The organism is Nonomuraea sp. NPDC023979 (genome assembly GCF_040639085.1).
GTDB classification, from domain to species: domain Bacteria; phylum Actinomycetota; class Actinomycetes; order Streptosporangiales; family Streptosporangiaceae; genus Nonomuraea; species Nonomuraea ceibae.
This window is the reverse complement of sequence record NZ_JBEZZG010000005.1, coordinates 350603-373531: the sequence shown is the minus strand read 5'-3', so window position 1 is coordinate 373531 and position 22929 is coordinate 350603. Positions and strand designations below refer to the sequence as shown.

General features: G+C 73.9%; 21 protein-coding genes. 8 read left to right on the top strand and 13 right to left on the bottom strand.

Annotation, left to right across the window (positions count from 1 at the left end):
- Positions 1-41 precede the first annotated feature (41 nt).
- Entirely contained in the window at positions 42-920 is an 879-nt protein-coding gene (locus AB0G11_RS13350; protein WP_219518334.1) for an MBL fold metallo-hydrolase, read from the top strand.
- Positions 921-969: 49 nt separating this feature from the next.
- On the opposite strand, the gene AB0G11_RS13345 is transcribed toward AB0G11_RS13350, so the two are convergent.
- On the bottom strand, positions 970-1347 hold the full coding sequence (locus tag AB0G11_RS13345; protein WP_357585888.1) for a hypothetical protein: 378 nt from the start codon (positions 1345-1347) through the stop codon (positions 970-972).
- A gap of 73 nt (positions 1348-1420) precedes the next feature.
- Positions 1421-1792, bottom strand: coding sequence for a DUF1622 domain-containing protein (locus AB0G11_RS13340; RefSeq protein WP_308126223.1), 372 nt, complete (start codon positions 1790-1792; stop codon positions 1421-1423).
- 140 nt (positions 1793-1932) lie between these two features.
- On the opposite strand from AB0G11_RS13340, the gene AB0G11_RS13335 reads away from it, so the two are divergent.
- The gene (locus tag AB0G11_RS13335) at positions 1933-2565 is read left to right on the top strand and encodes a DUF1345 domain-containing protein (protein WP_357585886.1); all 633 of its coding nucleotides are present in this window, start codon (positions 1933-1935) and stop codon (positions 2563-2565) included.
- Between the two features lie 9 nt (positions 2566-2574).
- Here the strand turns inward: AB0G11_RS13335 and AB0G11_RS13330 are convergent, their stop codons facing one another.
- Entirely contained in the window at positions 2575-3141 is a 567-nt protein-coding gene (locus tag AB0G11_RS13330; protein ID WP_357585884.1) for a helix-turn-helix domain-containing protein, read from the bottom strand.
- A gap of 106 nt (positions 3142-3247) precedes the next feature.
- Between AB0G11_RS13330 and AB0G11_RS13325 the strand changes: the two genes are divergently transcribed.
- On the top strand, positions 3248-4078 hold the full coding sequence (locus tag AB0G11_RS13325) for an SDR family NAD(P)-dependent oxidoreductase (RefSeq protein WP_357585883.1): 831 nt from the start codon (positions 3248-3250) through the stop codon (positions 4076-4078).
- A gap of 25 nt (positions 4079-4103) precedes the next feature.
- On the top strand, positions 4104-5006 hold the full coding sequence (locus AB0G11_RS13320) for an SDR family NAD(P)-dependent oxidoreductase (protein ID WP_357585880.1): 903 nt from the start codon (positions 4104-4106) through the stop codon (positions 5004-5006).
- A gap of 28 nt (positions 5007-5034) precedes the next feature.
- On the opposite strand, the gene AB0G11_RS13315 is transcribed toward AB0G11_RS13320, so the two are convergent.
- Positions 5035-5499 carry a MarR family transcriptional regulator gene (locus AB0G11_RS13315; RefSeq protein WP_357585878.1) on the bottom strand — a complete coding sequence of 155 codons (465 nt, stop codon included), beginning with the start codon at positions 5497-5499 and terminating at the stop codon, positions 5035-5037.
- An 85-nt stretch (positions 5500-5584) separates the two neighbouring features.
- Here AB0G11_RS13315 and AB0G11_RS13310 point away from each other — a divergent pair, with 85 nt between their 5' ends.
- The 3 genes from AB0G11_RS13310 to AB0G11_RS13300 all read left to right on the top strand — a co-directional run bounded on the left by AB0G11_RS13310 (position 5585) and on the right by AB0G11_RS13300 (position 10669).
- The gene (locus tag AB0G11_RS13310; RefSeq protein ID WP_357585876.1) at positions 5585-7126 is read left to right on the top strand and encodes an amidohydrolase family protein; all 1542 of its coding nucleotides are present in this window, start codon (positions 5585-5587) and stop codon (positions 7124-7126) included.
- A 151-nt stretch (positions 7127-7277) separates the two neighbouring features.
- Positions 7278-9608, top strand: coding sequence for a polysaccharide lyase 8 family protein (locus AB0G11_RS13305; protein ID WP_357585874.1), 2331 nt, complete (start codon positions 7278-7280; stop codon positions 9606-9608).
- 80 nt (positions 9609-9688) lie between these two features.
- Complete coding sequence (locus tag AB0G11_RS13300) at positions 9689-10669, top strand: glycosyltransferase family 2 protein (protein ID WP_357585872.1); 981 nt, start codon at positions 9689-9691, stop codon at positions 10667-10669.
- On the opposite strand, the gene AB0G11_RS13295 is transcribed toward AB0G11_RS13300, so the two are convergent.
- The 8 genes from AB0G11_RS13295 to AB0G11_RS13260 form a co-directional block, all read right to left on the bottom strand.
- Positions 10650-11897 (bottom strand): glycosyltransferase family 4 protein, encoded by a 1248-nt coding sequence (locus AB0G11_RS13295; RefSeq protein ID WP_357585870.1) that lies wholly within the window; start codon positions 11895-11897, stop codon positions 10650-10652. The genes AB0G11_RS13300 and AB0G11_RS13295 overlap by 20 nt on opposite strands.
- Positions 11894-13159 (bottom strand): hypothetical protein, encoded by a 1266-nt coding sequence (locus AB0G11_RS13290; RefSeq protein ID WP_357585868.1) that lies wholly within the window; start codon positions 13157-13159, stop codon positions 11894-11896. The genes AB0G11_RS13295 and AB0G11_RS13290 overlap by 4 nt, the downstream gene beginning before the upstream one ends.
- Positions 13147-13899, bottom strand: a complete 753-nt coding sequence (locus tag AB0G11_RS13285) for an NTP transferase domain-containing protein (RefSeq protein ID WP_357585866.1) — start codon at positions 13897-13899, stop codon at positions 13147-13149. The genes AB0G11_RS13290 and AB0G11_RS13285 overlap by 13 nt, the downstream gene beginning before the upstream one ends.
- Positions 13892-14575, bottom strand: coding sequence for an HAD family phosphatase (locus tag AB0G11_RS13280; protein ID WP_357585864.1), 684 nt, complete (start codon positions 14573-14575; stop codon positions 13892-13894). Before AB0G11_RS13280 ends, AB0G11_RS13285 begins: the two co-directional genes overlap by 8 nt.
- The gene (locus AB0G11_RS13275; RefSeq protein WP_357585862.1) at positions 14572-15702 is read right to left on the bottom strand and encodes a 2-phospho-L-lactate transferase CofD family protein; all 1131 of its coding nucleotides are present in this window, start codon (positions 15700-15702) and stop codon (positions 14572-14574) included. The genes AB0G11_RS13280 and AB0G11_RS13275 overlap by 4 nt, the downstream gene beginning before the upstream one ends.
- Complete coding sequence (locus tag AB0G11_RS13270) at positions 15702-16457, bottom strand: glycosyltransferase family 2 protein (RefSeq protein WP_219514768.1); 756 nt, start codon at positions 16455-16457, stop codon at positions 15702-15704. The genes AB0G11_RS13275 and AB0G11_RS13270 overlap by 1 nt, the downstream gene beginning before the upstream one ends.
- 30 nt (positions 16458-16487) lie before the next feature.
- Complete coding sequence (locus AB0G11_RS13265; protein WP_308126123.1) at positions 16488-17096, bottom strand: hypothetical protein; 609 nt, start codon at positions 17094-17096, stop codon at positions 16488-16490.
- 246 nt (positions 17097-17342) lie between these two features.
- Positions 17343-18947, bottom strand: coding sequence for an ABC-F family ATP-binding cassette domain-containing protein (locus AB0G11_RS13260; RefSeq protein ID WP_219514770.1), 1605 nt, complete (start codon positions 18945-18947; stop codon positions 17343-17345).
- Between the two features lie 321 nt (positions 18948-19268).
- Here AB0G11_RS13260 and AB0G11_RS13255 point away from each other — a divergent pair, with 321 nt between their 5' ends.
- Positions 19269-22268: a glycoside hydrolase family 38 C-terminal domain-containing protein gene (locus AB0G11_RS13255; RefSeq protein ID WP_357585860.1), complete on the top strand. Its 3000-nt coding sequence runs from the start codon at positions 19269-19271 to the stop codon at positions 22266-22268.
- Here the strand turns inward: AB0G11_RS13255 and AB0G11_RS13250 are convergent, their stop codons facing one another.
- Positions 22269-22850: a TetR/AcrR family transcriptional regulator gene (locus tag AB0G11_RS13250; protein WP_219514773.1), complete on the bottom strand. Its 582-nt coding sequence runs from the start codon at positions 22848-22850 to the stop codon at positions 22269-22271. It lies immediately after the preceding gene.
- Positions 22851-22929 lie beyond the last annotated feature (79 nt).

The following is a 22929-nucleotide window of genomic DNA, read 5'->3' as shown; positions in this document are numbered from 1 at the left end:
CGTCCAGGGCGGCGTTCCCCCTGAGCACCGAGGCAGGAATCATGGTGACGACGACCGCTTTCGACCGCGCACGGCTGACCCGCGCGCCCCGCGTCCGCTCGCTCGACCTGGGCGGCCTGACGGTCACGTACGTCCCGGACGGGCTGGTCCGGCTCAAGCCGGGCGGCTGGCTGCCCGCCGCCACCGGCGCCGACTGGGCCCGCCACCGCGACCACCTCGACGGCGACGGCCTCCTCGTCGCGGGCATCGGCGCCCTGCTCGTCGAGCGCGGCGACCGCGCGATGCTCGTCGACGCCGGGTTCGGGCCCGAGTCCCGCCCCGACGACCCGGACAACCCGCTGCTGGGCAAGCTGTACGGCGGCGGCCTGCTCGACAGCCTGCGCGGCCTGGGCCGCGACCCGGAGCGGATCGAGGCCGTCGCCATCACCCACCTGCACAGCGACCATCTGGGCTGGGCCTGGAGCAACGCGCCCGGCCGGGACGCGCCTCCGTTCGCGCACGCCGCCCACCTGGTCGCGGCGCCGGAATGGGCGCGGCGCGACCTCGCCGGCGACCCCAGGCTCGCCGTCCTGGAACCCCGGGTGCGCCCGGTCGAGGACGGCGAGGAGATCTTCCCCGGCGTCCGCGCCTCGTTCGCCCCCGGGCACACCGTCGGGCACACCGCCTACACGATCACCGGGAGCGACCGGCGGCTCATCGCGTTCGGCGACGCCCTGCACGCGCCCGTCCAGGTCACCCACCCCGAATGGTCGTGCGGGATCGACCACGACCCCGTCGAGTCCGCCCGGCACCGCCGCCGCCTCGTCGAGGAGCTGAGCCGCCCCGGCACGATCGGCTACGGCGGCCACTTCGCCGACGTGGTCTTCGGCCGGGCCGAGCCGGGCCCCGGCGGCCGGTTCGGCTGGGTCCCCGTCGCCTGACCCGCCGCCTCGGCCGGGTCCCCGTCGCCTGACCCGCCGCCCGGGCGGGTCAGCCTCCGACGAGCGGGACGAGCTTGATGAACGACACCACCGGGTCGGCGGTGAGGTCGACGATCTCGGCCAGGTCCTCGATCTGGCGGTCCCCGATCAGCAGCACGAACCCGTTGCGCAGGAAGGCCCGCTCGGCGGCGTCCGCCTGCTTCTCCCAGTCGAGCCGGTGCGGCCCGTTCAGCTCCGTCTCGGCCGCCGACGGGCGGACCAGGCCGGTGAAGCGGGCCTCCGGGCGGGCGTTGTGCCGGGCGACCTCCTCCCTGACGCGCAGCCGCAGCAGCTCCCGGGCCGGGATGCTCTCCGGCAGGCCGGGCAGCTCGAACTCGGCCAGCGGTCTCCCGGCTGCCGTCTCGTCGCGAAAGGTGACCGTCGCCATCCCGCAGCTCCATGCGTCGAGGGAACCTTGCGAGATCATCGATATCAGCCGGGGCCGACAGGAACGGGCCCGCTCACGTCCCGGGGTCCCGTGGCGGTGACGGGTTGCGCCACGGCCAGTGGCCCTCCAGCTCGACCTGGAGGGAGAGGCTGAGGAAGGTCCGCACGAGGACGACGGCGGCCAGGACGCCCACCGACTGGAACGTGGGCGCGATGGCCACGGTCTTGATGATGTCGGCGGCGACCAGCAGCTCCAGGCCGAGCAGGATGGTCCGCCCGACGGCACGGCGGTAGGCGGGGTAGGCGGTGGCGGCCCGCTGGCGCGCCGCGCGCCGCCAGAAGGAGACGCTGGCGATGACCGTCCCGGCCACGATGACGAGCACGCCGAGCAGGTCGAGCAGCGTGCCGGACGCCTCGATGAACTGCTTGACCGGCTGCAGCTCCACGATCTCCCCCGTCGTTCACGCGCCATCGTACGGACGAGGAGGCGGCGGATCCGGGTGCCGTCGCGCCTTGGGGCGCAAATTCGCGGTCAAGCCGCGGCACCCCGGCTGACCTGCGACGATGCGGGCTAGAGTGGTGACGCATGAGCATCTGGTTGCCGCTGGGGGCCGTGCGCCGGCTCGCGGGCGCGGTGGTCATCGGGGTGGCGGCGGGCGTCGCCGTCGGGGTGCCGGCCGACGCCCCGCTGGGGATCCTGGCCGGCATCGCCGTGACGGAGCTGCTCTTCGTGCTGGCGGGCTGGGCGGTGATGTGGCCGATGGACGCGGCGGCCACGCACCGCAACGCGCGGCGCGAGGACTTCCTGCCCATCGTGGAGGAGATCGTCGTGGTCACGGTGGCGCTGTGCGGGCTGGTCGCGATCGTGCTGCTGCTCGTGCGCGGGGAGCCCGACGCCGGCCACGCCGCCGCCGCGACCGCGCTGTTCGGCGTCTTCCTGGCGTGGGCGGCGCTGCATCTGATGTACGCGGCCCGCTACGCGTACGTGTACTACACGGCGTCGGGCGGGATCGACTTCAACTCGGAGCAGCCGCCGGCCTACCGGGACTTCTTCTACTTCAGCTACAACCTCGGCATGACCTATCAGGTGTCGGACACCGACGTGTCGAGCTCGGCCATCCGCTCGATCGTGCTGCGGCACACGCTGCTGTCGTACGTGTTCGGCACCAGCATCCTGGCCACCGCGATCAACCTCGTCATGGGCATGGTGACAAGCTGAGAGTCAGGGTCAGGGGCGCAGGCCGTCGAGGACGAGCGCCAGGTAGCGGCGCCAGGGCTGCGTGCCGCCGGTGGACGGCAGGTCCATGACGGAGTCGATCATCGTCACGATGGGCGCGATGTCGTCCACCGTGAGGTCGGCGCGGATCGTGCCCTGCTCCCGGGCTCGGGCGATGAGCAGGCCGCAGGACTCCGCGATGCCCTCGCGGGCGCGGGCGATCTGCTCGCTGTCGCCGGCGCCCTGCCGCATCAGCTCACGCAGCCCCCGGTCGGTCGCGGCCAGCTCCAGCGCGTGTTCGAGGAACGCGGTGAGCGCCCGGCCGGCGTCCTGGCCGGTCAGGGCGTCGCGCGCCGTGGCGCGCAGCTCGTCGAGCTTGCCCGCGTAGACGGCCTCGGCCAGGACCTCCTTGTTGGGGAAGCGCCGGTAGACGGTGCCGACGCCGAGCCCCGCGTGGTGGGCGACGTCGTTGAGCGTGGCCTGCAGTCCGCGCGCGGCGAACACCTCCCGTGCCGCCGCCAGCGTGCGCCGCCGGTTGTGCTCGGCGTCGCGGCGCAGTGGCGGTGTCTCTTCGCTCATGGCATCCCGTCCGTCGGCTAACTGGATACATCATATCCGCTTCGTGTTAGGCTGCCGAACATAAGCGGATATGTCGTATCCACTTCCGAGCGGAAGCAGGTGAAGCATGCAGACCGTGGTCATCACCGGAGGCACCGACGGGCTCGGCAAGGGGCTGGCCCTCCACTACCTCCGGCAGGGCGCCCACGTGATCGCCGTCGGCAGCACCCCGGAGAAGGGCCGGGCCCTGCTCGCCGAGGCCGCGGCCCTGCCGGCCGGGCGGGCCGCCTTCGTCCGCGCCGACCTGACCTCGGTGGCCGCCACCCGGGACCTGGTGAACCGGCTGACCGGCGAGCACCCGGTCGTGGACAAGCTCGTCCTCTGCGCCCAGCGCTACCGGCTCTTCGGCGGCCGGGCGGTCACCCCGGAGGGCTTCGAGCACAGCTTCGCGCTCGCCTACCTCAGCCGTTACGTGCTGAGCCACGGCCTGCACGACGCGCTGCGGGCCGCCCCGCGCCCGGTGATCATGAACGTGGGCACGCCCGGGGTGCCGCTGGGCCGGATCCACTGGGACGACCTGCAACTCGCGCGCCGCTACAGCGGGGCCAGGGCGACCCTGCAGTCCTTCCGGGCCAACGACCTGCTCGGGGTCGCGTTCGGCGTCCGTCATGCCGGGGGCGGCGTCCCGTACGTCGGCTACAACCCCGGCGTGGTCTCCACCGGCATGCCCGCGAGCCTGCCGCAGCCGCTGCGGGCGGTGGCGAAGGCGTTCTTCACGCTGTTCGCCACCTCGGTGCCGAAGGCGATCGCGCCCATGGCGGCGCTGCTGGACGACCCTCCGGGCGAGCCCTTCACCGCGCACTGGCAGAGGCGCCGGCTGTCGCCGGACGGCCGGGCCTTCGACCGGCAGGACGCGCTGCGCCTGCACGACCTCACCCGCGACCTGATCGCGGCCTGACGCCGCCCTACCGAGGAGGACACCGATGGCACCGAACGACCTGACGGGGAAGACCGCGCTGATCACCGGCAGCACCGGCGGGATCGGCCTGGAGACGGCACGCGGCCTGGCCGCGCGGGGAGCGTCCGTCATCCTGGCCGGGCTCGACGAGGGCCGCGCCCGGCGGGCCGAGCGCGAGGTGCGCGCCGGGGCCGGGCACGACCGGGTGACCGCGCTCACCGCCGACGTCACGACCCTCGACGGGCTGGTCAGGCTCGCGGCCGGGGTCGCCGAGCGCTGCGACGCGCTCGACGTGCTGGTCAACAACGTGGGCGTGAACACGCCGCGCCGGGAGCTGACCGCCGACGGCGTGGAGAAGATGTTCGCCGCGCACGTCCTGGCCCCCTTCACCCTCACCCACCTGCTGCTGCCCCGGCTGCGGCGGGCCGGCCGGGCCCGGGTCGTCAACCTGACGGGGGGCATCCCCGGCGGCCCCGTCGACCACGGCAACCTCCAGGGCGAGCGCCGTCTCCTCGGGTGGACGTTCAGCCACTACAACCACACCAAGACGATGACGATGGCGCTGACGGCCCGGCTCGCCCGGGAACTGGACGGTACGGGGGTGACGGCCAACGTGGTCTATCCGGGGCACGGCTACACGCCGATGAACCGGTCGACGCCGATCGTCGCCTTCCCGGTGCTCTACCGGCCGATCGCGCCGCTGGTGCTGAAGGTGATCGCGCCGCTGTTCCTGTCGGACCTGACCCGCTCGGCCCGCTCCAGCGTCCACGCCGCGGCGAGCCGGGAGGTCGAGGGCGTCACCGGCGCGTACTTCGACGACCGGTGCCGCCGCAAGCCGCTGCCGGCGAGCGCGCTCGACGAGCGCAACCAGCGCGCGGTGTGGGACCTGTGCGTCCGGCTGAGCGCGGACGCGCTCGCCCAGACCTGACCGGCCCCCGTCGCCCCGGTCGCCGCCGTCACGGGCGGGGCGGCCGGTCGGCCTCCAGGCTGTCGAGGACCTTGGCGGCCAGGGCGGCGAACCGGTCGAGCTCCTCCGGCGTGAGACGGTCGACGAACAGGCGGCGGACCTCCTCGGCGTGCCCCGGCGCGGCCTTCCGGAGCGCGGCGAGCCCGTCCTCGGTGAGCACGGCCTCGATGCCGCGCGAGCCGCACGGCTCCCGGACGACCAGGCCCCGCCCGCTCATCCGGGTGAGCTGGTGGTGCATGCGGCTCTTCTCCCAGCCGGCCACGCGGGCGAGCTCGTAGGAGCGCATGCGCCTGCCGGGCGCCTCCGAGAGCAGCGCGAGCACGGTGTAGTCGGCGTTGGACAGGCCGCCGACGGCCTGGAGCTGCTGCTCGATGCGGGCCCGCAGCAGCTCCACCATCCGGAACGAGGTCCGCCACGCGCGGAGTTCGCGTTCGGTCAATCCCAGCTGCGCCATGACGTCCACCCTACCAGTGAGTTGACATGTCCACTCGATGACGTACGCTCCGGTTGATACATCAACTCACTGTTGGAGCAGCCTTATGACGAGCCGGAAGAACCACGTCGGGCGGCGCGCCTTCCTGAAGACCTCGGCCGCGGTGGCGGGCACGGGCCTGCTGACCGCGTCCCCCGCCTCCGCCGCCGAGCCGCCGCCGCCGAAGGACAGCGGCCGCCGGGGGCGCCGCTATGTCGTCCGGGGCGGGGCCGTGATGTCGATGGACCCGGCGGTGGGCGACTTCGAGACCGCCGACGTCCTGGTCGAAGGCGAGAGGATCGCCGCGGTCGCGCGCCGCGTCGACGCGCCCGGCGCGGACGTGATCGACGCGCGCGGGCGCATCGTCATGCCGGGGTTCGTCGACACGCACCACCATCTGTTCGAGACGGCCGAGCGCGCGTTCCTGGCCAACGGCCTGCTGCTGGACGACGGCTCGGGCTCGCCGAGCGCCCGGCCCAACTACGGCGAGCACATCCTGCAAGGGTTCGCGCGGGTCTACCGGCCGCAGGACGTGTACGTCAACGCGCTGTTCGGCGGGCTCTCGCAGCTCGACGCGGGGGTCACCACGGTCCTCGACGTCTCGCAGATCCACCACTCCCCCGAGCACTCCGACGCGGCGGTCCAGGCGCTGATCGACACCGGGCGGCGGGCCGCGTTCGGCTACTTCGAGGGCGACGGCCGCCCCGGCGCCCGCTACCCGGAGGACGCCCGCCGCATCCGGGAGCGCTGGTTCCCCTCCGACGACCAGCTCGTGACCCTGGTCATGGGCGGCGAGCTGCACCTCGGCCGGGAGACGTACACCCGGTCCTGGGCGATCGCCCGCGAGCTCGGCGTGCGGATCGCCGCTCATTCGGTGGGCTCGTGGGGGATGCGGCCGGTCTTCGACGAGATCGCCGCGGGCACCGCCGGGGTGCGGGTCGGGCCGGACAACCTCTTCATCCACATGACCGGCATGTCCGACCGGACGTGGAAGACGTTCCGGGACGCGGGCGCGCAGGTCTCGCTCGCCTTCCCGATCGAGATGGTGATGCGGCACGGCACCCCGCCGATCCTCAAGATGCAGGAGCTCGGCATGGAGCCCTCGCTGAGCTCCGACGTCGAGACGACGATGGCCGCCGACCCGTTCACGCTCATGCGCTCGGCCATGATCATGCAGCGGATGGTCGTCAACCAGCTCGTCCTGGACCAGGGCGACCTCGTGCCGCCCGGCAACTGGCCGACCCCGGCCGAGGGCACGCCGGAGCTGCTCACGGTCCGCGACGTGCTGCGTTACGCCACCGTCAACGGCGCGGCGCACCTCGGGCTCGGCGCGCGCACGGGCACGCTCACGCCCGGCAAGCAGGCCGACCTCGTGCTGCTCGACGCCACGGCGCTCAACGTCGCCCCGCTCAACAGCGTGCCCGGCGCGGTCGTGTCGCTGATGGACCGCACCAACGTGGAGACCGTGATCGTCGCCGGCCGGGTCCGCAAGTGGCGGGGGCGGCTGCTCGGCGCGGACCTGGGCCGGCTGCGCCGCGAGCTCGAAGCGTCACGCGACCACCTCTTCCGGGCGGCCGGCGTACCGCAGGACCTGTTCGCATACAGCTGAGCCCGGCACGGGCGGCCCGGAAGGCGGCGGTCGGACACCAGGTGATCGAGGCTGATGTCAGGGCAGGGGAGGTCGCGGAGCCGGAAGGCCGCTCCCCTGTCGACATATGATCCTTTCGTTTGGTATTTGGCCCGATTGTCGGAAGGCGCCCATGTCCCACCCCCTCAGCCGGCGGGCCGCCCTGCTGGGCGCCGCGGCCGTGGCCGGAGTCGCCCTCTGGGACGAACCGGCCAGTGGGGCGGCACGGCGGGCCGCGTTCGACGCCGCGCGCGAGCGGTGGGTGAGCCTGCTGGCCGGCGGGCGGTTCGACGCCGACTACGCCGCCGAGACGCGGGCCGTCGAGGGTTCGGCCAAAGCGGTGCTGCGCAAGCTGAAGCCGTCGGGCGGCCGCCGCCCCAGCCTCTGGCCCGACCTGCCGCTGGACGACCCCCGCACGGGCAACTTCAACCGCGCCTACAACCGCATGCGCACGCTGGCGCTGGGCTGGGCCACGCCGGGCACCGCCATGCACCGGGACGAGCGGGTCGCCGAGACCGCGGTCAGGGCGCTGGACTTCCTGTACGAGCACGCCTACCACGAGGGGCTCGACCGGCGGGGCAGCAACTGGTTCTGGTGGGAGATCGGCGTGCCGCGCTCGCTGACCGACACCTGCGCCCTGCTGTACGACGGCCTGCCCGGCGACCGGCTGAGGCGCTGGCTGCGGCCGGTGCGGCGATGGTGCCCCGACCCGGAGCGGCGCGTCAGCCATCCCGGCGTCGTGGAGACCGGCGCCAACCGGGCGGGCAAGGCGATGGCGGTGGCGATGCGCGGTCTGCTCACCCACGACGCGCGCCTGGTCAGGCGGGCCAAGGACGCGGTCTCCGACCTGTTGCGGACGACCCGGGGCCCGGGTGACGGCTTCTACCGTGACGGGTCGTTCATCCAGCACGACGTGTACCCGTACAACGGCAGCTACGGCGTGGACTACCTGGAGAGCGTGGCCAAGCTGATCGCCATGCTGGCCCGCTCCCCCTGGGAGATCCGCGACATCGGGAACGTCTACGACATCGTGGACCGCTCCTTCCTGCCGTTCGTCGTCGACGGGCTGATGATGGACTGCGTGCGCGGCCGGGCGATCTCGCGGCAGGGCCACCGCGACTACCACGCGGGCCAGAAGACCGTCGAGGCCGTCCTCACCCTGCTGGAGGCGGCCCCCGAACGTCACGCCCGGCGCTGGAAGCCGCTGGTGAAGGGCTGGCTGACCCGCAACCGGGCGATCCCGTACGAGTCGCTCGCGCCGCTGGCGAGCATCGCCAAGGCCCGCGCCCTGCTGGAGGACCCGTCGGTGCCGGTCGGCCCGCGCCTGACGGGCACGTACGTGTTCGCCGACATGGACCGGGTCGTGCACCACCGCCCCACCTGGGCGTTCGCGATCGCGATGAGCTCGGAGCGGATCGGCGCGGCCGAGGCCATGAACCGGGAGAACCTGCGCGGCTGGTACACCGGCGACGGCATGACGTACCTCTACACCGACGACCTCACGCACTGGAACGACGAGCTGTGGCCGACGATCGACCCGTACCGGCTGCCGGGCACGACGGTCGACAGGCGCAGGCGCGGCGAGCTGCGGCACGGCGAGCGCCGCCTGCCGCCGACGCCGTGGGCGGGCGGGGTGGCGCTCGACGGCGAGTACGGCGTGGCGGCGATGAAGCTGGTCGCCAAGGGCTCCTCGCTGCGGGCCAAGAAGGCGTGGTTCCTGCTGGACGACGCGGTCGTCGCGCTCGGCACGGGCATCGCCGCCTCCGACGGCCGCCGCGTCGAGACCGTCGTGGAGAACCGCAACACCCACGACCGCCATCCGCCGCTGACCCGGGGCGACGGCTGGGTGCACCTGGCCGGTGTGGGCGGTTACGCGCTGCTCGACGGCGCGAAGCCGAAGGTGGTCCGGGAGAAGCGCACCGGCCGCTGGCGCGACATCGACAGGGGCGCCACCACGGGCGGCGACGGCACCCCGCTCACCCGGCACTACACGACGATCGTGATCGACCACGGCGAGGACCCGGACAGGGCGCGGTACGCCTACGCCGTGCTGCCCGGCGCCCGCGTCACGCAGACCGCGGCCTACCGGGGCCGGGTGGAGGTCCTGGCCAACTCCGGGTCGGTGCAGGCGATCGCCCGCGACGACCTGCTCGCCGCCGTCTTCTGGCGAGCGGCGACGGTCGAGACCCCGTACGGGCCGCTGAAGGCCGACGGTCCGTGCGCGCTGGTGCTCCGCCGCGACCACGACCGGCTGCGGCTCGCGGTCTCGGACCCGTCGCGGAGCGCCGACGAGGTGCGGATCACGCTGCCGTGGGAGGTGCGTTCGGTCGCGGAGGCCGACCGGGGCGTGCGCAGGGCCGGGAAGTCGGTCAAGGTGGAGCTGCGCGGCGCCCGAGGCCACACCCGTACGGCGGCGCTGCGGCTGCGCGTCGCCGGGCAGCACTTCCCGCCTGACAAGTCCTGACAGATCACACATAACCAGGACGTACGCGGCGGCCCCTGTGCCATCCTTGATCGACAGTCGCGTCCCGGCCGGGAGCCACCATGACCACCGTGTCCCTGATCGTGCCCTGCTACAACGCTGCCAAGACCCTGCGCCTGTGCCTGGAGGCCGTGCTCTCGCAGACCCGGCTGCCCGACGAGATCGTCGTCGTCGACGACGCCAGCACCGACGGCTCGGCCGAGCTGGCCGAGAAGCTCGGCTGCCGGGTCGTGCGGATGCCCGTCAACCGCGGCGTGTCGGCCGCCCGCAACACCGGCGCCGACGCCACCACCGGCGACGTGATCTTCTACCTGGACTCCGACGTGGCGCTGCGGCCCGACGCCGTCGCCAACGCGCTGGCGATCCTCGACGGCGACCCGGACGTGGGCTGCGTGCACGGCGTGTACGACACCGAGCCGCTCATCGACGACGGCCCCGCCGAGTGGTACCGCATCCTGCACGCCGTCCACTGGCGGCGCCGCCACCTGGGCGAGGTCAACAGCGTCGTGTTCGCGCTGGCCGCCATCCGCCGCGACGTCCTGCTCGGCGCCGGCCGCTTCGACGAGAGCCTGCGCGACTGCGAGGACGTCGAGTACAGCAGCCGCCTGGCCGTCCGCAGCCGGATCGTGCTCACCGACACCGTGGTCGGCAGGCACGACGACGGCAGCGACCTGCTCCCGATCCTCGGCGAGCAGTGGCGGCGCGCGCTGCCGCTGATCCCGCTCGCGCTGGCCACCAGCCGGCGCGGCGCAGCCAAGCCCGAGCACGCCAACCGGCCCACGGGCATCCTGGCCTGCGCGCTCGCGCTGGCGTGCCTGCCGCTCGGCCTGCTGTCGCCCGCGCTGCTCGCCGTGCCCGCCGCGCTGGTGGCCGGGTTCGTGCTGGCCGACGTGGAGCTGGTCCGGTTCGTGCACGGCAGGCGCGGCCCGGCGTTCACCGCGTACTTCATGGGCGTGCACCTGGCCGTGCACGTGGTGCTCGTGACCGGGCTGGCCGTCGGGTCGCTGCGGGTGCTGCCGGGGCTCAGGAAGAGGTACGCGTGAGCCGCCCGAGCGCGGCCTCGTAGCACGCCACGGTCTCGCGGGCGGCCCGCTCCCAGCTCAGGCCCTCGCTCACCAGCCGCCTGCCGCGCTCGGCCAGCTCCCCGGCGAGCCGCGCGTCGGTCATGACCGCCAGCACGCCGCGCGCGATGTCGGCCGGATCACCGGCGCGGACGAACCGGCACGCCGGCCGGTCCGGGTCGCCGAGGAAGATCCGCGAGAACCCGTCGCCCAGCACCACCGGCCTGCCCAGCGCCATCGCCTCGGTCGCCACCAGCCCGAACGGCTCGAACAGCGACGGGAACACGCACGCGTCGGCCATCGCGTAGAACTCCAGCAGCTCCCGCCCGCCGACGAACCGGCCCGGGGCCAGCACGCTCAGGCCCGACGCGGCGGCGATCCGCTCGACGCCCGCCACGTCTCCCTCGCCCACCAGCACCAGCCGCACGCCCGGCAGCCCGGCGGCGATCTCCGGCAGCGCCTCCAGGAGCTGGTAGACGCCCTTCTGCCGTTCGATCCGGCCGACGAACAGCAGCACCGGATCGCCCGCCGCGATCCCCAGCCGCATCCGCAGGCCCGCCGCCGCCTCATCCAGGCCGGCCCGGTCGAAGCCCGGATCGGCGACCAGGTGCTCGAACGTGCCGCCCAGCGGCACCACGTCGATCGGCGTGCGGTCCCACCCGGCCGCCACGAGCTGGTCGCGCACCTCCGGCGTGGCCACCACCACCCGGCGCGAGATCCGCGCCAGCCACCGCTCCAGCGCCGCGAACAGGCCCAGCGGGTCCGGGATGCTGCGCTGCTCGGCGACCCCGTACTCGGTCGTGTGGACGTGCAGCACGACCGGCAGCCGCAGCGCGTAGTGGCACAGCAGCGCAGCCAGGAAGTTCGTCGAGTCGTGCACCGCGACCAGGTCGGGGCGCGCCGACCGGCGCAGCCGCAGGAAGTAGCGCCAGTTGCTCGCCACCACGGTCAGCGCCAGCAGCAGGAACTCCACGCCCTTGGTGCGGTTGAGCCGCCTGCGCCGGCCGATCGCGCCGAGGAGGCGGCCCAGCGGCCGGTGCACGGTGATGCCCGGCAGCCGCTCCTCGGCCGTCTGGCGGCCGTCGTTCAGCGTGAAGACGGCCAGCCGGTGCCCGCGCGCCAGGTACGGGGTGATCAGCTCGGCGTAGCGGCCCAGCCCGGCGGTGATGTTGGGCGGGAACTGGTTGACGATGTAGGCGATCCTCATCATTCGGCCTCCGGGCGACGGTAGAGCCGCGCGGCCACGACGCCGACGACGGCCACGAGGATGACATTGGACAGCGCGAACGCCAGCAGCCCGCCGGTCAGCCCCCACCAGGCGATGCACGCCACCTGGACGGCCAGCGCCGCCGGCGACCCGGCCAGCAGGCAGCCGACGAGCACCCGCGCGCCGCGCACCCCGTCCATCTGCAGGGCGACGGCGTAGAGGTTGAACACCATGTGGGCGCCGATCCCGGCCGCCGACAGCGCCATGAGGCCGACGGCGTACGGGTACTCGGCCCCCATCAGCAGGAAGAACACCGTGCTCGCCGCGAACGCGAACACCGCCGTGGCGGCGCCGACCAGCGGGGCGATCCGGGCGATGCGCCGCATGACGGCGGGTTTGTCGCTGGTGGCGAGCGCGGGCAGCAGCACCAGTCCGATCCCGTCGGTGAACACCACGCCGAGCAGCCGCTTGGGGAAGCCGTTGTAGACGGAGTACACGCCGACGTCGGCCGGGGCCGACCAGTGGTTGAGGAAGATCACGTCCACGCCGAACAGCACCGAGGTGAGCGCGGCGATGGCCGTCACGTACGCGCCGTGCCGGTAGAGCGCCCTGGCCAGCGGCGCCGACCAGGCACGCGGCCGCACCCCGGCGGCGGCCACGGCGACGGCGGCCAGGAGCAGGTTGGTGGCGATCAGCGCCACCAGGTACGGCTCGGCGTCGCGCACGCCGAGCACGAGCAGGCAGAAGCCGGCCGCCGCCAGGTAGGCGAGCGCCACGCCGAGCTTGAGCCAGGCCACGAACGCGTAGCGGGCCAGCCCGCGCAGCAGGCTCTCGGTGAGCTGGTTGAGCGTCATCGACAGCGCCAGCGCCAGCGCGAACCCGAGCGTGCGGACGTCGACCCCGAGCAGGCCCGTCAGCAGCGGCGCGGCCAGCAGGCCCGCCGCCGCCAGCGCGACGCTCAGCGCCAGCGTGGCCAGCACCGCGGTGGTGACCAGCGCGGGCCGGTCGGCCGGGTCGGCGCGCGGCAGCTCCTGGAGCATGACGTAGTGCAGGCTGGTGAGCATGGCGACGGTGACGATCAGCGCGATCGTCAGCACGACGGTGAAGTGGCCGAACGCGGCGGCCCCGGCGCCCCGGGCGATGACGAGCGTGGTGGCGGCGGCGGTGCCGCTGGCCACCGTGCTCACCAGCGTGGGACCCGCCGCCCACCGGTGCCGGTCGAGCAGTCCGGCCAGGCGGGCGCGCGGCGCGGTCAGGTCGCCCACCGCGCGTGGGCCCGGCGGGCGAACTCCAGGTCGGCGGGCGTGTTGATGCCCCGCGCCTCGTCCGGGTCGGCCACCGGCACCACCCGCACCGGCCAGGCCAGATCCTGCGCCAGGTGCGGCAGGAACGGCAGGAAGTTCGCCTCGCCGGTCGCCGCGCCGCGCCCGGCCCCCGCCGCGTAGCGGGCCCACGCCTCCTCCAGCCCGGCGGTGGCCAGGCAGAACACGCCGATGTCGCTGAGCCCGCCCGGACGGCACCGGTCGCCCTCGCGTGACATCAGCACCCGGGTCAGCCCGGCGGGCCCGAACTCGTACTCCACGTACGGGTCGGCCATCGCCACCAGCGGGAGCGTCACCCCCGGCCCGGTGTGGGCGGCGGCCACGGCGCGGACGGTGACCGGCGACAGGTTGGCCTGGTCGCCCCAGACGACGAGGATAGCGTCGTGGCCGCGCCAGTGCGGGGCCGCGCCGAAGATCGCGTCGCCCATGCCGGTCGGCTCGCGCTGCACGCTCACCGACACCGCGCCGGTGGCGAGCTCGGCGGCAGCCAGCTCCCGGAACGGCCCCACCCCGTCCGGGGAGAGCACGACGTGGACGTGCGCCACGGACGGCCGCAGCCGCCGGTGGAGCAGGTGCCAGACGGTGACGCCGTCCGCGACCTCGATCATGATCTTGGGGATGGCCTGGCCCAGCCTGGTCCCCCGGCCGGCCGCCGGGATCACCGCGCAGATCCGGTCACTCACCGGCACTCACCTCTCGTTCGACGGCCTGTTCCACGACGGTCACGAGCTCGCGCAGATCGCGTACGGCCACCGCTCCCGGGGCCGGCGCGGCCGTGTGGACGTGCAGCGTGACCAGCCCTGCGCCGGTCGCGGACGCCACCCCGTGCCCCGAGTCCTCCACCGCCACGGCGTCGGCCGCGTCGACGCCCCACAGGCGGCAGGCGTGGACGTAGAACTCCGGGTCGGGCTTGGCCGAGGCGGCGTCGTCGGCGGTGAGCACGCCGGCGAAGTGACGGCCCAGCCCGCTCGCCGCGAGGACGCGCTCGACGGAGCCCCGGCTGCCGCTGGTCACCAGGTAGGCGGCCAGGCCCGCGCGGGCGAGCGCGCCGAGGAGCCGGTGCGCGCCGGGGAAGACCGCGACCCGGCCCGCCGCCACCTGCTCGCGGTAGCGGAGCTGCTTGCGCCGGGCCAGCTCGGCGGCCACGTCCGGGTCGGCGACCAGCCGGGCGGCCACCTCGGCGGTGCTCGCCCCGGCGTGCGCGGCGTAGCGGAAGGAGGCCAGCGCGGCGGGCGCGAGCTCGGCGATCGCCTGCCGGAACGCGGCCTCGTGGGCGGGGCCGGAGTCCACCAGCGTCCCGTCGAGGTCGCACAGCCAGACCCGCCGTCCGGAGACGGCGGCTCGCAGCGGGGCGCTCATCCGGCCCGCGCCAGGCTCGTCCCGGCCCGCACCGCCGCCAGCGCCTCCACCGTGCGGGCGCCGCTGTGCGTGCCCGGCCTGCGCTCGTCCTCCAGGTCGGCCGCCACCCAGCGGGCTCCCGCCAGCCCGGCGCGGGGCGGGGGCGTCCGGCCGTGGCACAGCACGTGGGTGACGGTGCCGCGCTCGTTGCCCGGGTCGCCCAGGTACGTCAGCGTGCGGCCGACCAGGTCGGCGGCGGTCAGGCCCTGGCTGTCGTGGTCGTCGCGCAGGTTCACGACGAACACCTTGGCCGCCGCCCGGCTGCCCGCGATCGCCTGGGCGACGCCCGGCGTCAGGTAGCTCGGCAGCAGCGACGAGTGCGGCGTGCCCGGCCCGTACACGATGAGGTCGGTGTCGCGCAGCGCGGCCAGCGCGCGCGGGTTCGGCGTGATCGAGGCGGCCCGCCGGGCCAGTTCGGGGCCGGTGAGCGGGCCGGTGATCGGCTCTCTCAGGAGGAACAGCCCGGTGATCGGCTCGGCGCTCTGCGGGGCGACGATGTCGGCCTCGTCGGCCAGCAGCGTGCCGTCGGCCTTGACCGCCGCCAGGTAGGCGTTCTCGCCGCCGGTCACGTTCTCCAGGGCGACGGGCGAGCCGAACATCTCGGCGCAGGCGCGCACGGCCGCGTTGAAGTCTCGGTCCAGGCGCAGGTACGCCCCGGCGAGCACGAGGTTGCCGAGCGCGCAGTCGGCCAGGTCGAGCCCGTCCGGGCGGGCGGCCAGCCGGGCGGCGAACACCTTCAGGTCGCGCACGATCGGCTCCATGCCGGGCCCGGCCGCCGCCAGCTCGTCGATCAGGCGGCCCAGGTCGGCCGGGGTGGCGCCGCCGGGCAGCCGGCGCTCCAGCAGGACCAGGCGCGGGTCTCCGGCGTCGAGGTGGAGCAGCAGGTTCTTGCGGAAGTCCGACGGGCCGAGCATGCCCGGCAGGTAGCGGCGCAGCGCCCCGGTGGACAGCCCGTTGTCGTAGCCGTTGATCAGCAGGGTGAGCGCGGTGCCGGGCGTGGCGAGCAGCCGGCGGGCGATGCTGGCCGCGCCCCGGCCGCCGCCGAACATCGTGACCCGCCACGGGGCCTGCTGCTGCGGGCCGGCCATCAGCGCTCCTCGGCGGGCAGCGGCGCGCGCAGCACCCCGCGGCGTAACAGCCGGTGCCGGAAGCCGAGGTAGGCGACGAACAGTGCGCGGTCGAGCGCGCCGCGCGCGAACCGCCAGCCGCGCCGGCCGCCGCCGCGTGCGCGGTGCCGGATGGGGATCTCCACCCAGGTGTGGCCGAGCTCGGTGACGCGGGCGGTGATCTCGGTGGAGCAGTTCATGCCGCCGGATTCGAGCGGCACCGAGCGCAGCAGCGGGCCGCGTACCAGCTTGAAGATGGAGTTGAAGTCGCGGAAGCGGGTGCCGTGCAGGGCGTTGCTGACGGCGCCGCTGGCGGCCGACCCCCACCGGTAGGGGAGGCTGTCGGCCTTCCTGAGCCGGGCCCCGGAGAACGCCACGCCGTCGCCCGCCAGCGCGCGGGGCAGGAAGCGGTCCAGCTCGGCGATCGGGAACTGGCCGTCGGAGTCGAGCAGCACCACCCAGTCCAGGCGGGTCGCGGCGATCGCCGCCGCGATCGCCGCCCCGGCGCCCCGGTTGCGGCCGAACGTGACGACGACCAGCTCCGGCACGTCCTTGCGCAGGTCGCGCAGGATGGCGCCGGTCCCGTCGGAGCTGCCGTCGTCGCACACGACGATCTCCCACGCGCCCACCGCCGGATGGCCGCGCAGGTAGTCGCGCCACTCCCGGACGGAGGCCGCGATGTTGGCCGCCTCGTTGTAGGCGGGCGCCGCGACCGAGACGTCGATGGTGCGGGGCAAGGGTCACCTCCGTGAAGTCGTACGCCTGCCTCAGGGCCGGGGCGCGAGCAGGCGGCCGATCCAGCGGTCCAGGGGCAGCAGGTTGATCACCACGACGATCGGGACGTGCGCGAGCGTGAAGACGATCGCCGCGCCGAACGAGATGGGACCGCCGGTGAACAGGTTGATGTGCGGGGCGTCGATCAGCTCGGGGATCTCGACGGGGTTGACCACTTGCCACATGACGTCCAGGAACCCCGAGAACACGATGACGACGCCGCTGGCCATGATCTTCAGCGTGCGGCCGGGGCTGCCGCCGGCCAGCCGGTAGGCGGAGGCGACGGTGAGCACGATTCCCGGATAGAGCAGCAGATAGAGATGGGTGTAGAAGCTGTCGCCCTGGAGCCGTGCGCCGTCGCCGTAATAGAACCAGCTGACGCGCGGAATGAGATAGCCGGTGAAGAACAGGAACGGCACGCAGAGCAGCCAGTGCAGGCGCGGCGACACGTACGGGAAGAACGCGATCGCGACGCACAGGCAGACGAAGGCGGCGAGCCGGGCGACGAGGTCCCAGGTGTTGCCGATCTCCCGGGCGTGCGGGGTGGCGAGCCAGACGAACACGAAGCCGCCGGCGCCCACGGCCAGGGCGATCCACCACACGTGAGCTGCCCACCGGCGTGACGGGGGCCCGTCGTAGGCCGTCATTCGGATCGCGCGCCTCTCGTCAGACCTCCTCATGGGAGCGCTCCCACGAGCTTGCCAGTGCCCAGTATGGCACCGGCAAGCGGAATTCGGGGCGCAGATATCGGATATTAAGCATTCCGAAAATAGTCAGGCATTGTCTGGAATTGCAGTAAACAGAGGAAATAGGAGGTAGTGGGGATATGGAACGGTCCGGGTGAGTCGTCACCCGGTCAGGTCGCGGCGTTGCCGCATCCGGCCCTCCCCGTCGAGCTCCACGACCGTCCCGGCGCCGATCCGCTCCAGGAACGCGACATCGTGGCTGACGACGAGCAGCGCGCCCCTGTAGGCGTCGAGCGCCTCGGCGAGCTGCTCGACGCTGGCGAGGTCGAGGTTGTTCGTCGGCTCGTCCAGGATCAGGAGCTGGGCGGGCGGCTCCGCCAGCAGGAGCCGCGCGAGCGCGACGCGGAACCGCTCGCCGCCCGACAGCGTGCGCACCGGGCGGTCGGCGCTGTCGCCCCGCAGCAGCAGCCGGGCGAGCTGGTTGCGGATCGTGCCCTGCGCCGCCCCGGGGGCGACCGCGCCCACGTTCGCCATCGCGCTCGCCTCGTCGTCGAGCCCGTCGAGCCGCTGCGGCAGGTAGCCGACCAGCTCGGTCAGCAGCCGCCCGTACGGCCTGCCGGGCACGGGCTCCGAGCCCCGGAGAAGCTGCTCGACCAGCGTCGACTTGCCGCTGCCGTTGGCCCCGACGAGCGCCACCCGCTCCGGCCCCTGGATCACCACGGTCAGGTCCCCGTCGTGCAGCTCGGCGATCCGCCGCCCGCGCGGCACGCCAGGATCGGGCAGCACCAGGCTGATGTGCTCCTCGTCGCGCACCCGCGCGTCGGCGGCGTCGGCCGCCGCCTGCGCGGCCTGCACCTTGTCGTCGAGCGTGGAGCGCAACGACCCGGCCGACGCCTGCGCCCGGCTGGCGCGGTTGCCCGCCAGGATGCGCGGGATGCCGCCGTCCTTCTGCGTCTTCTTCGCGGTGCGCTCCCTGCGCGCCAGCTTCGTCTCGGCCTCGATCCGCTGCCGCTTCTCGACCTTGAGCGCCTGCTGGGCCGACCGCGCCGCCTGGACAGCCGCCGCCTGCTCCTGCTCCCGGTGCTCCTTCCAGGCGCTGTACGGGCCGCCGAAGGTGTCGAGGGAGCCGGCGTGCAGCTCGGCGGTGTGGTCCATGCGCTCCAGCAGTTCGAGGTCGTGGCTGACCACGACGAGCGTGCCCGGCCACTGGTCGACGAAGCCGGCGAGCTTGGCGCGGGTCGGCCGGTCGAGGTTGTTGGTGGGCTCGTCGAGCAGCGTGATCGGGGTGCGGCGGACGCGCAGCCCGGTGATCGCGATGAGCATCGCCTCCCCGCCGGAGACCTCGGCCACGCGGCGGCCGAGGTCCGCGGCGGTGAACCCGATCTGGTGCAGGGCCTCGTCGGCGCGGGACTCGATGTCCCAGTCGTCGCCGATCGTGTCGAAGTGGCGCTCGTCGACGTCGCCGGACTCGACGGCCCTGATCGCGGCGATGACCTCGTCGATGCCGAGCAGCTCTGCGATCGTCGTGTCGTGCCGGAGCGTGAGCGTCTGCGGCAGGTAACCGACCTCGCCGGCGGTCTCGACGTGTCCCGAGGTCGGCTTCAGCAGGCCGGCGATCAGGCGCAGCAGCGTCGACTTCCCGGCCCCGTTGCGGCCGATCAGGCCGGTGCGCCCGGCGCCGAACGTGCCGTTGACGCCCGAGAGCGCGACGGCGCCGTCCGGCCACTCGAAGGACAGGTCGCGGAAGGTGATGACAGACTTGGACATGGGTGAAGTGCTCTTCCCGTCAGCTACGGAGGGGATTCGCGCGTTCGCGGGCACGAATCGGGGACCGGAACCGGTGCGAGCGTGCCGGAGAGCCCGGACGCGGCGGGTCGACACCCCACAGGGCGGACACACACTCCCGCGTCGGGAGAAACGGTCATGCACCGGCGCGGGCACCCGCCCTGCGCCGATGGAAGCCACCGGCAGCTCGGTGGCTAGATTCTGTCGACCTCGATCTCCATGACGGCCATGCTAACCCATGCGGTCACCCTGCCCGCCGGGGACCGTACGCGCCGAGCCCCGTCACCCCACCGAGGAGTTCCCATGCATGACGACCGCGCGCTGGTCGAAGCCCGGCTCAAGCGGGTGCTCGACGAGCGCATCCGCCCCGCGGTGTACCCGGAGTCCGTGCCCCTGGACGTGGCCGTGTGGCACGCGCCCGGCGAGCCCGTGAGCGTGGCCGAGGGGCTGGCCGCCGTCCCCGCCCCGATCGCCGCCGGCGACGCCTGGGGCGCGCCGTGGGGCACGAGCTGGTTCACCGTCACCGGCACCGTGCCCGCGGCCTGGCGCGGCCGCATCGTGGAGGCCGTCCTCGACCTGGGCTTCGACGAGAACATGCCCGGCTTCCAGTGCGAGGGGCTCGTCCACCTGCCCGACGGCAGCCCGGTCAAGGGGCTCAACCCGCGCAACCAGTGGGTGCGCGTCGCCGCGCCCGCGCGGGGCGGCGAGAGCGTGCGGCTGCACGTCGAGGCCGCCTCCAACCCGGTCATCCTCGGCCACCCCCTGTTCCGGCCCACCGCGCTCGGCGACCGGGACACCGCCGGGACCGCGCCGCTGTACCGGCTGGGCCGCATGGACCTGGCGGTCTTCGACCGGACCGTGTGGGACCTCGTCCTCGACCTGGAGGTGCTGGGCGAGCTGATGGCGGAGCTGCCGGTGGACGGCGCCCGCCGCTGGGACGTGCTGCGTGCCGTGGACCGCGCCCTGGACCGGATCGACCTCCAGGACGTCAACGCCACGGCCGCCGCCGCCCGCGCCGAGCTGGCCGGGGTGCTCGCCGTGCCGGCCGCGCCGTCCGCGCACCGGATCAGCGCCGTCGGGCACGCCCACATCGACTCGGCCTGGCTGTGGCCGCTGCGCGAGACCGTCCGCAAGGTCGCCCGCACCGCCGCGAACATGACCGCGCTGCTGGCCGACGAGCCCGGGTTCGTCTTCACCATGTCGCAGGCCCAGCAGTGGGCCTGGATCAAGGAGCACCGGCCGCAGGTGTGGGCCCAGGTCGTCAAGGCGGTGGCCGAGGGGCGGTTCGTCCCAGCGGGCGGCATGTGGGTGGAGTCCGACACGAACATGCCCGGCTCGGAGGCGATGGCCCGGCAGTTCGTCCACGGCAAGCGCTTCTTCATCGACGAGTTCGGCATCGACAACGAGGAGGCCTGGCTGCCCGACACGTTCGGCTTCGCCGCCGGGCTCCCCCAGATCATCAAGGCCGCCGGGGCCAGGCGCCTGCTCACGCAGAAGATCTCGTGGAGCCGGGTCAACAGGTTCCCGCACCACACGTTCCTGTGGGAGGGCATCGACGGCACGCGGATCTTCACGCACTTCCCGCCGGTCGACACCTACAACTGCTCGATGAAGGGCGGCGAGCTGGCCCACGCCGCGCGCAACTTCCGCGAGAAGGGCGCGGCCCGCCACTCCCTGGCGCCCACCGGCTGGGGCGACGGCGGGGGCGGCACCACGCGCGAGATGGTCGGCAAGGCGGCTCGCCTGCGCGACCTGGAGGGCTCCCCCACCGTCACCTGGGAGAGCCCGGCCGCGTTCTTCGCCAGGGCCGAGGCCGACTACCCGAACCCGCCCGTGTGGGTGGGCGAGCTCTACCTGGAGCTGCATCGCGCCACGCTGACCAGCCAGGCCGGGACCAAGCAGGGCAACCGGCTGTGCGAGGCGCTGCTGCGCGAGGCCGAGCTGTGGGCGGCCACGGCCGCCGTCCGCACCGGGGCGCCGTACCCGTACGAGCAGCTCGACCGCGTGTGGAAGACGGTGCTGCTGCACCAGTTCCACGACATCCTGCCCGGCTCGTCCATCGCCTGGGTGCACCGCGAGGCGCGCGACACGTACGCGCGGCTGGCGCGCGAGCTGGAGGAGATCGTGCTGGCGGCGCAGCGGGCGCTGGCGGGCGACGCCCCGGCGGGCGGGCGGCTGGTGTTCAACGCGGCCCCGCACGCCCGGCGCGGCGTGCCGGCGGGCGGCGCGGCCCCCGCCGAGCCCGCGCCGGCCGCGACCGTGCGCCCGCGCGACGGTGGCGGGTACGTGCTCGACGACGGGCTGGTCCGGGCCGAGATCGACGGGCGCGGCCTGATCGTCTCCGCCTACGACCACCGCGCCCGCCGCGAGAGCCTGCCGCCCGGCGACGCCGCCGCCCTGCTCCAGCTCCACCAGGACCTGCCCAACAGGTGGGACGCCTGGGACGTGGACGAGTTCTACCGCAACACCGTCACCGACCTGACCTGCGTGGACGACCTCACGGCCGACGGCCGGGCCGTCCGCGTCACCCGGTCCTTCGGCTCCTCCTCCGTCACCCAGACGTATACGCTGGCCGCGGGCCGGATCGAGGTGCGGACCGAGGTGGACTGGCACGAGACGGAGAAGTTCCTCAAGTTGGCCTTCCCGCTCGACGTGCGCGCCGACCGCTACGCCGCCGAGACCCAGTACGGCCACGTCCAGCGCCCCACGCACACGAACACGAGCTGGGAGGCGGCCAGGTTCGAGGCGTGCAACCACCGGTTCGTCCACGTGGAGGAGACCGGCTGGGGGGCGGCGGTGGTGACCGCGTCCACGTACGGGCACGACGTGACCCGGGCGGTGCGCGACGACGGCGGCACGACCACGACGGTGCGGGTGTCGCTGCTGCGCGCGCCGCGCTTCCCCGACCCGGAGACCGATCAGGGGGCGCACGCCTTCGTCCACGCGCTGGTGCCGGGTGCGGCGATCGGCGACGCGGTGCGCGAGGGCTACTTCCTCACGCTGCCCGAGCGCGAGCTGCCCGGCGACGTCCCGGTGGCGCCGCTCGTCACGGTCGGCGACGACGCCGTGGTGGTCACCGCGGTGAAGCTGGCCGACGACGGCAGCGGCGACGTGGTCGTCCGCTTCCACGAGTCGCGCGGCGGCCGGGCGGCGACGACGCTCAGGGCCGGGTTCCCGGTCGGCACGGTGACGGCGACGGACCTGCTGGAGCGGCCGCTGCGCGAGTTGCCGCACGAGGACGGGGCTGTCGCGCTGACTCTGCGCCCGTTCGAGCTGGTCACGCTGCGCCTGACCCGCCGCTGATCAGCGGTCGGCGGCGGAGATCGTCCTGATGGCGTAGTCGATGGCCGTGGCGAGGCGCCGGGGGTCGTGCCCGGCGCGTTCGCGCAGGCGCAGCCCGAGCACGGTGGTGAACAGCAGCTCCACAGCGGCCTCGACGTCCAGTGCGGCGGGCAGGTCGCCGTCGTGGACGCCGCGCCGCAGCAGGGACGCCAGGGTCTCGCGGGTGACGTCGAAGGCGGCCTCGGTCTTCTGCCGCACGCCGGGGTCGGTGGTGCCGAGCTCGGCGGCCGTGTTGACGACGAAGCAGCCCCGGCCGGCGTCGTGGCCGACCATCCAGTGGAGCCAGTCGCGCAGGACCTCGACGCTCGCGCCGGGCGCGTTGAGCCGCTCCTCGGCCTGCGTGGACTCGGTGGCCCGGTAGTGGTCGAGCGTGCGCAGGAACAGTGCGCGCTTGTCGGTGAAGGTGCGGTAGAGGCTGCTCTGCTTGAGGTCGAGCTCGGCGCCGAGGTCGCGGACCGACGTGGCGTTGTAGCCGCGACGCCAGAACAGGTCCGTGGCCTTGGCGATCACCTCTTGCTCGTCGAACTCCCTGGGTCGCGCCATGGTCGTCATCCTACCCGGAATTGTGGAGCGATCGCTCCCGTACTAGGGTCTGCGGTCATATGGGAGCGATCGCTCCCAA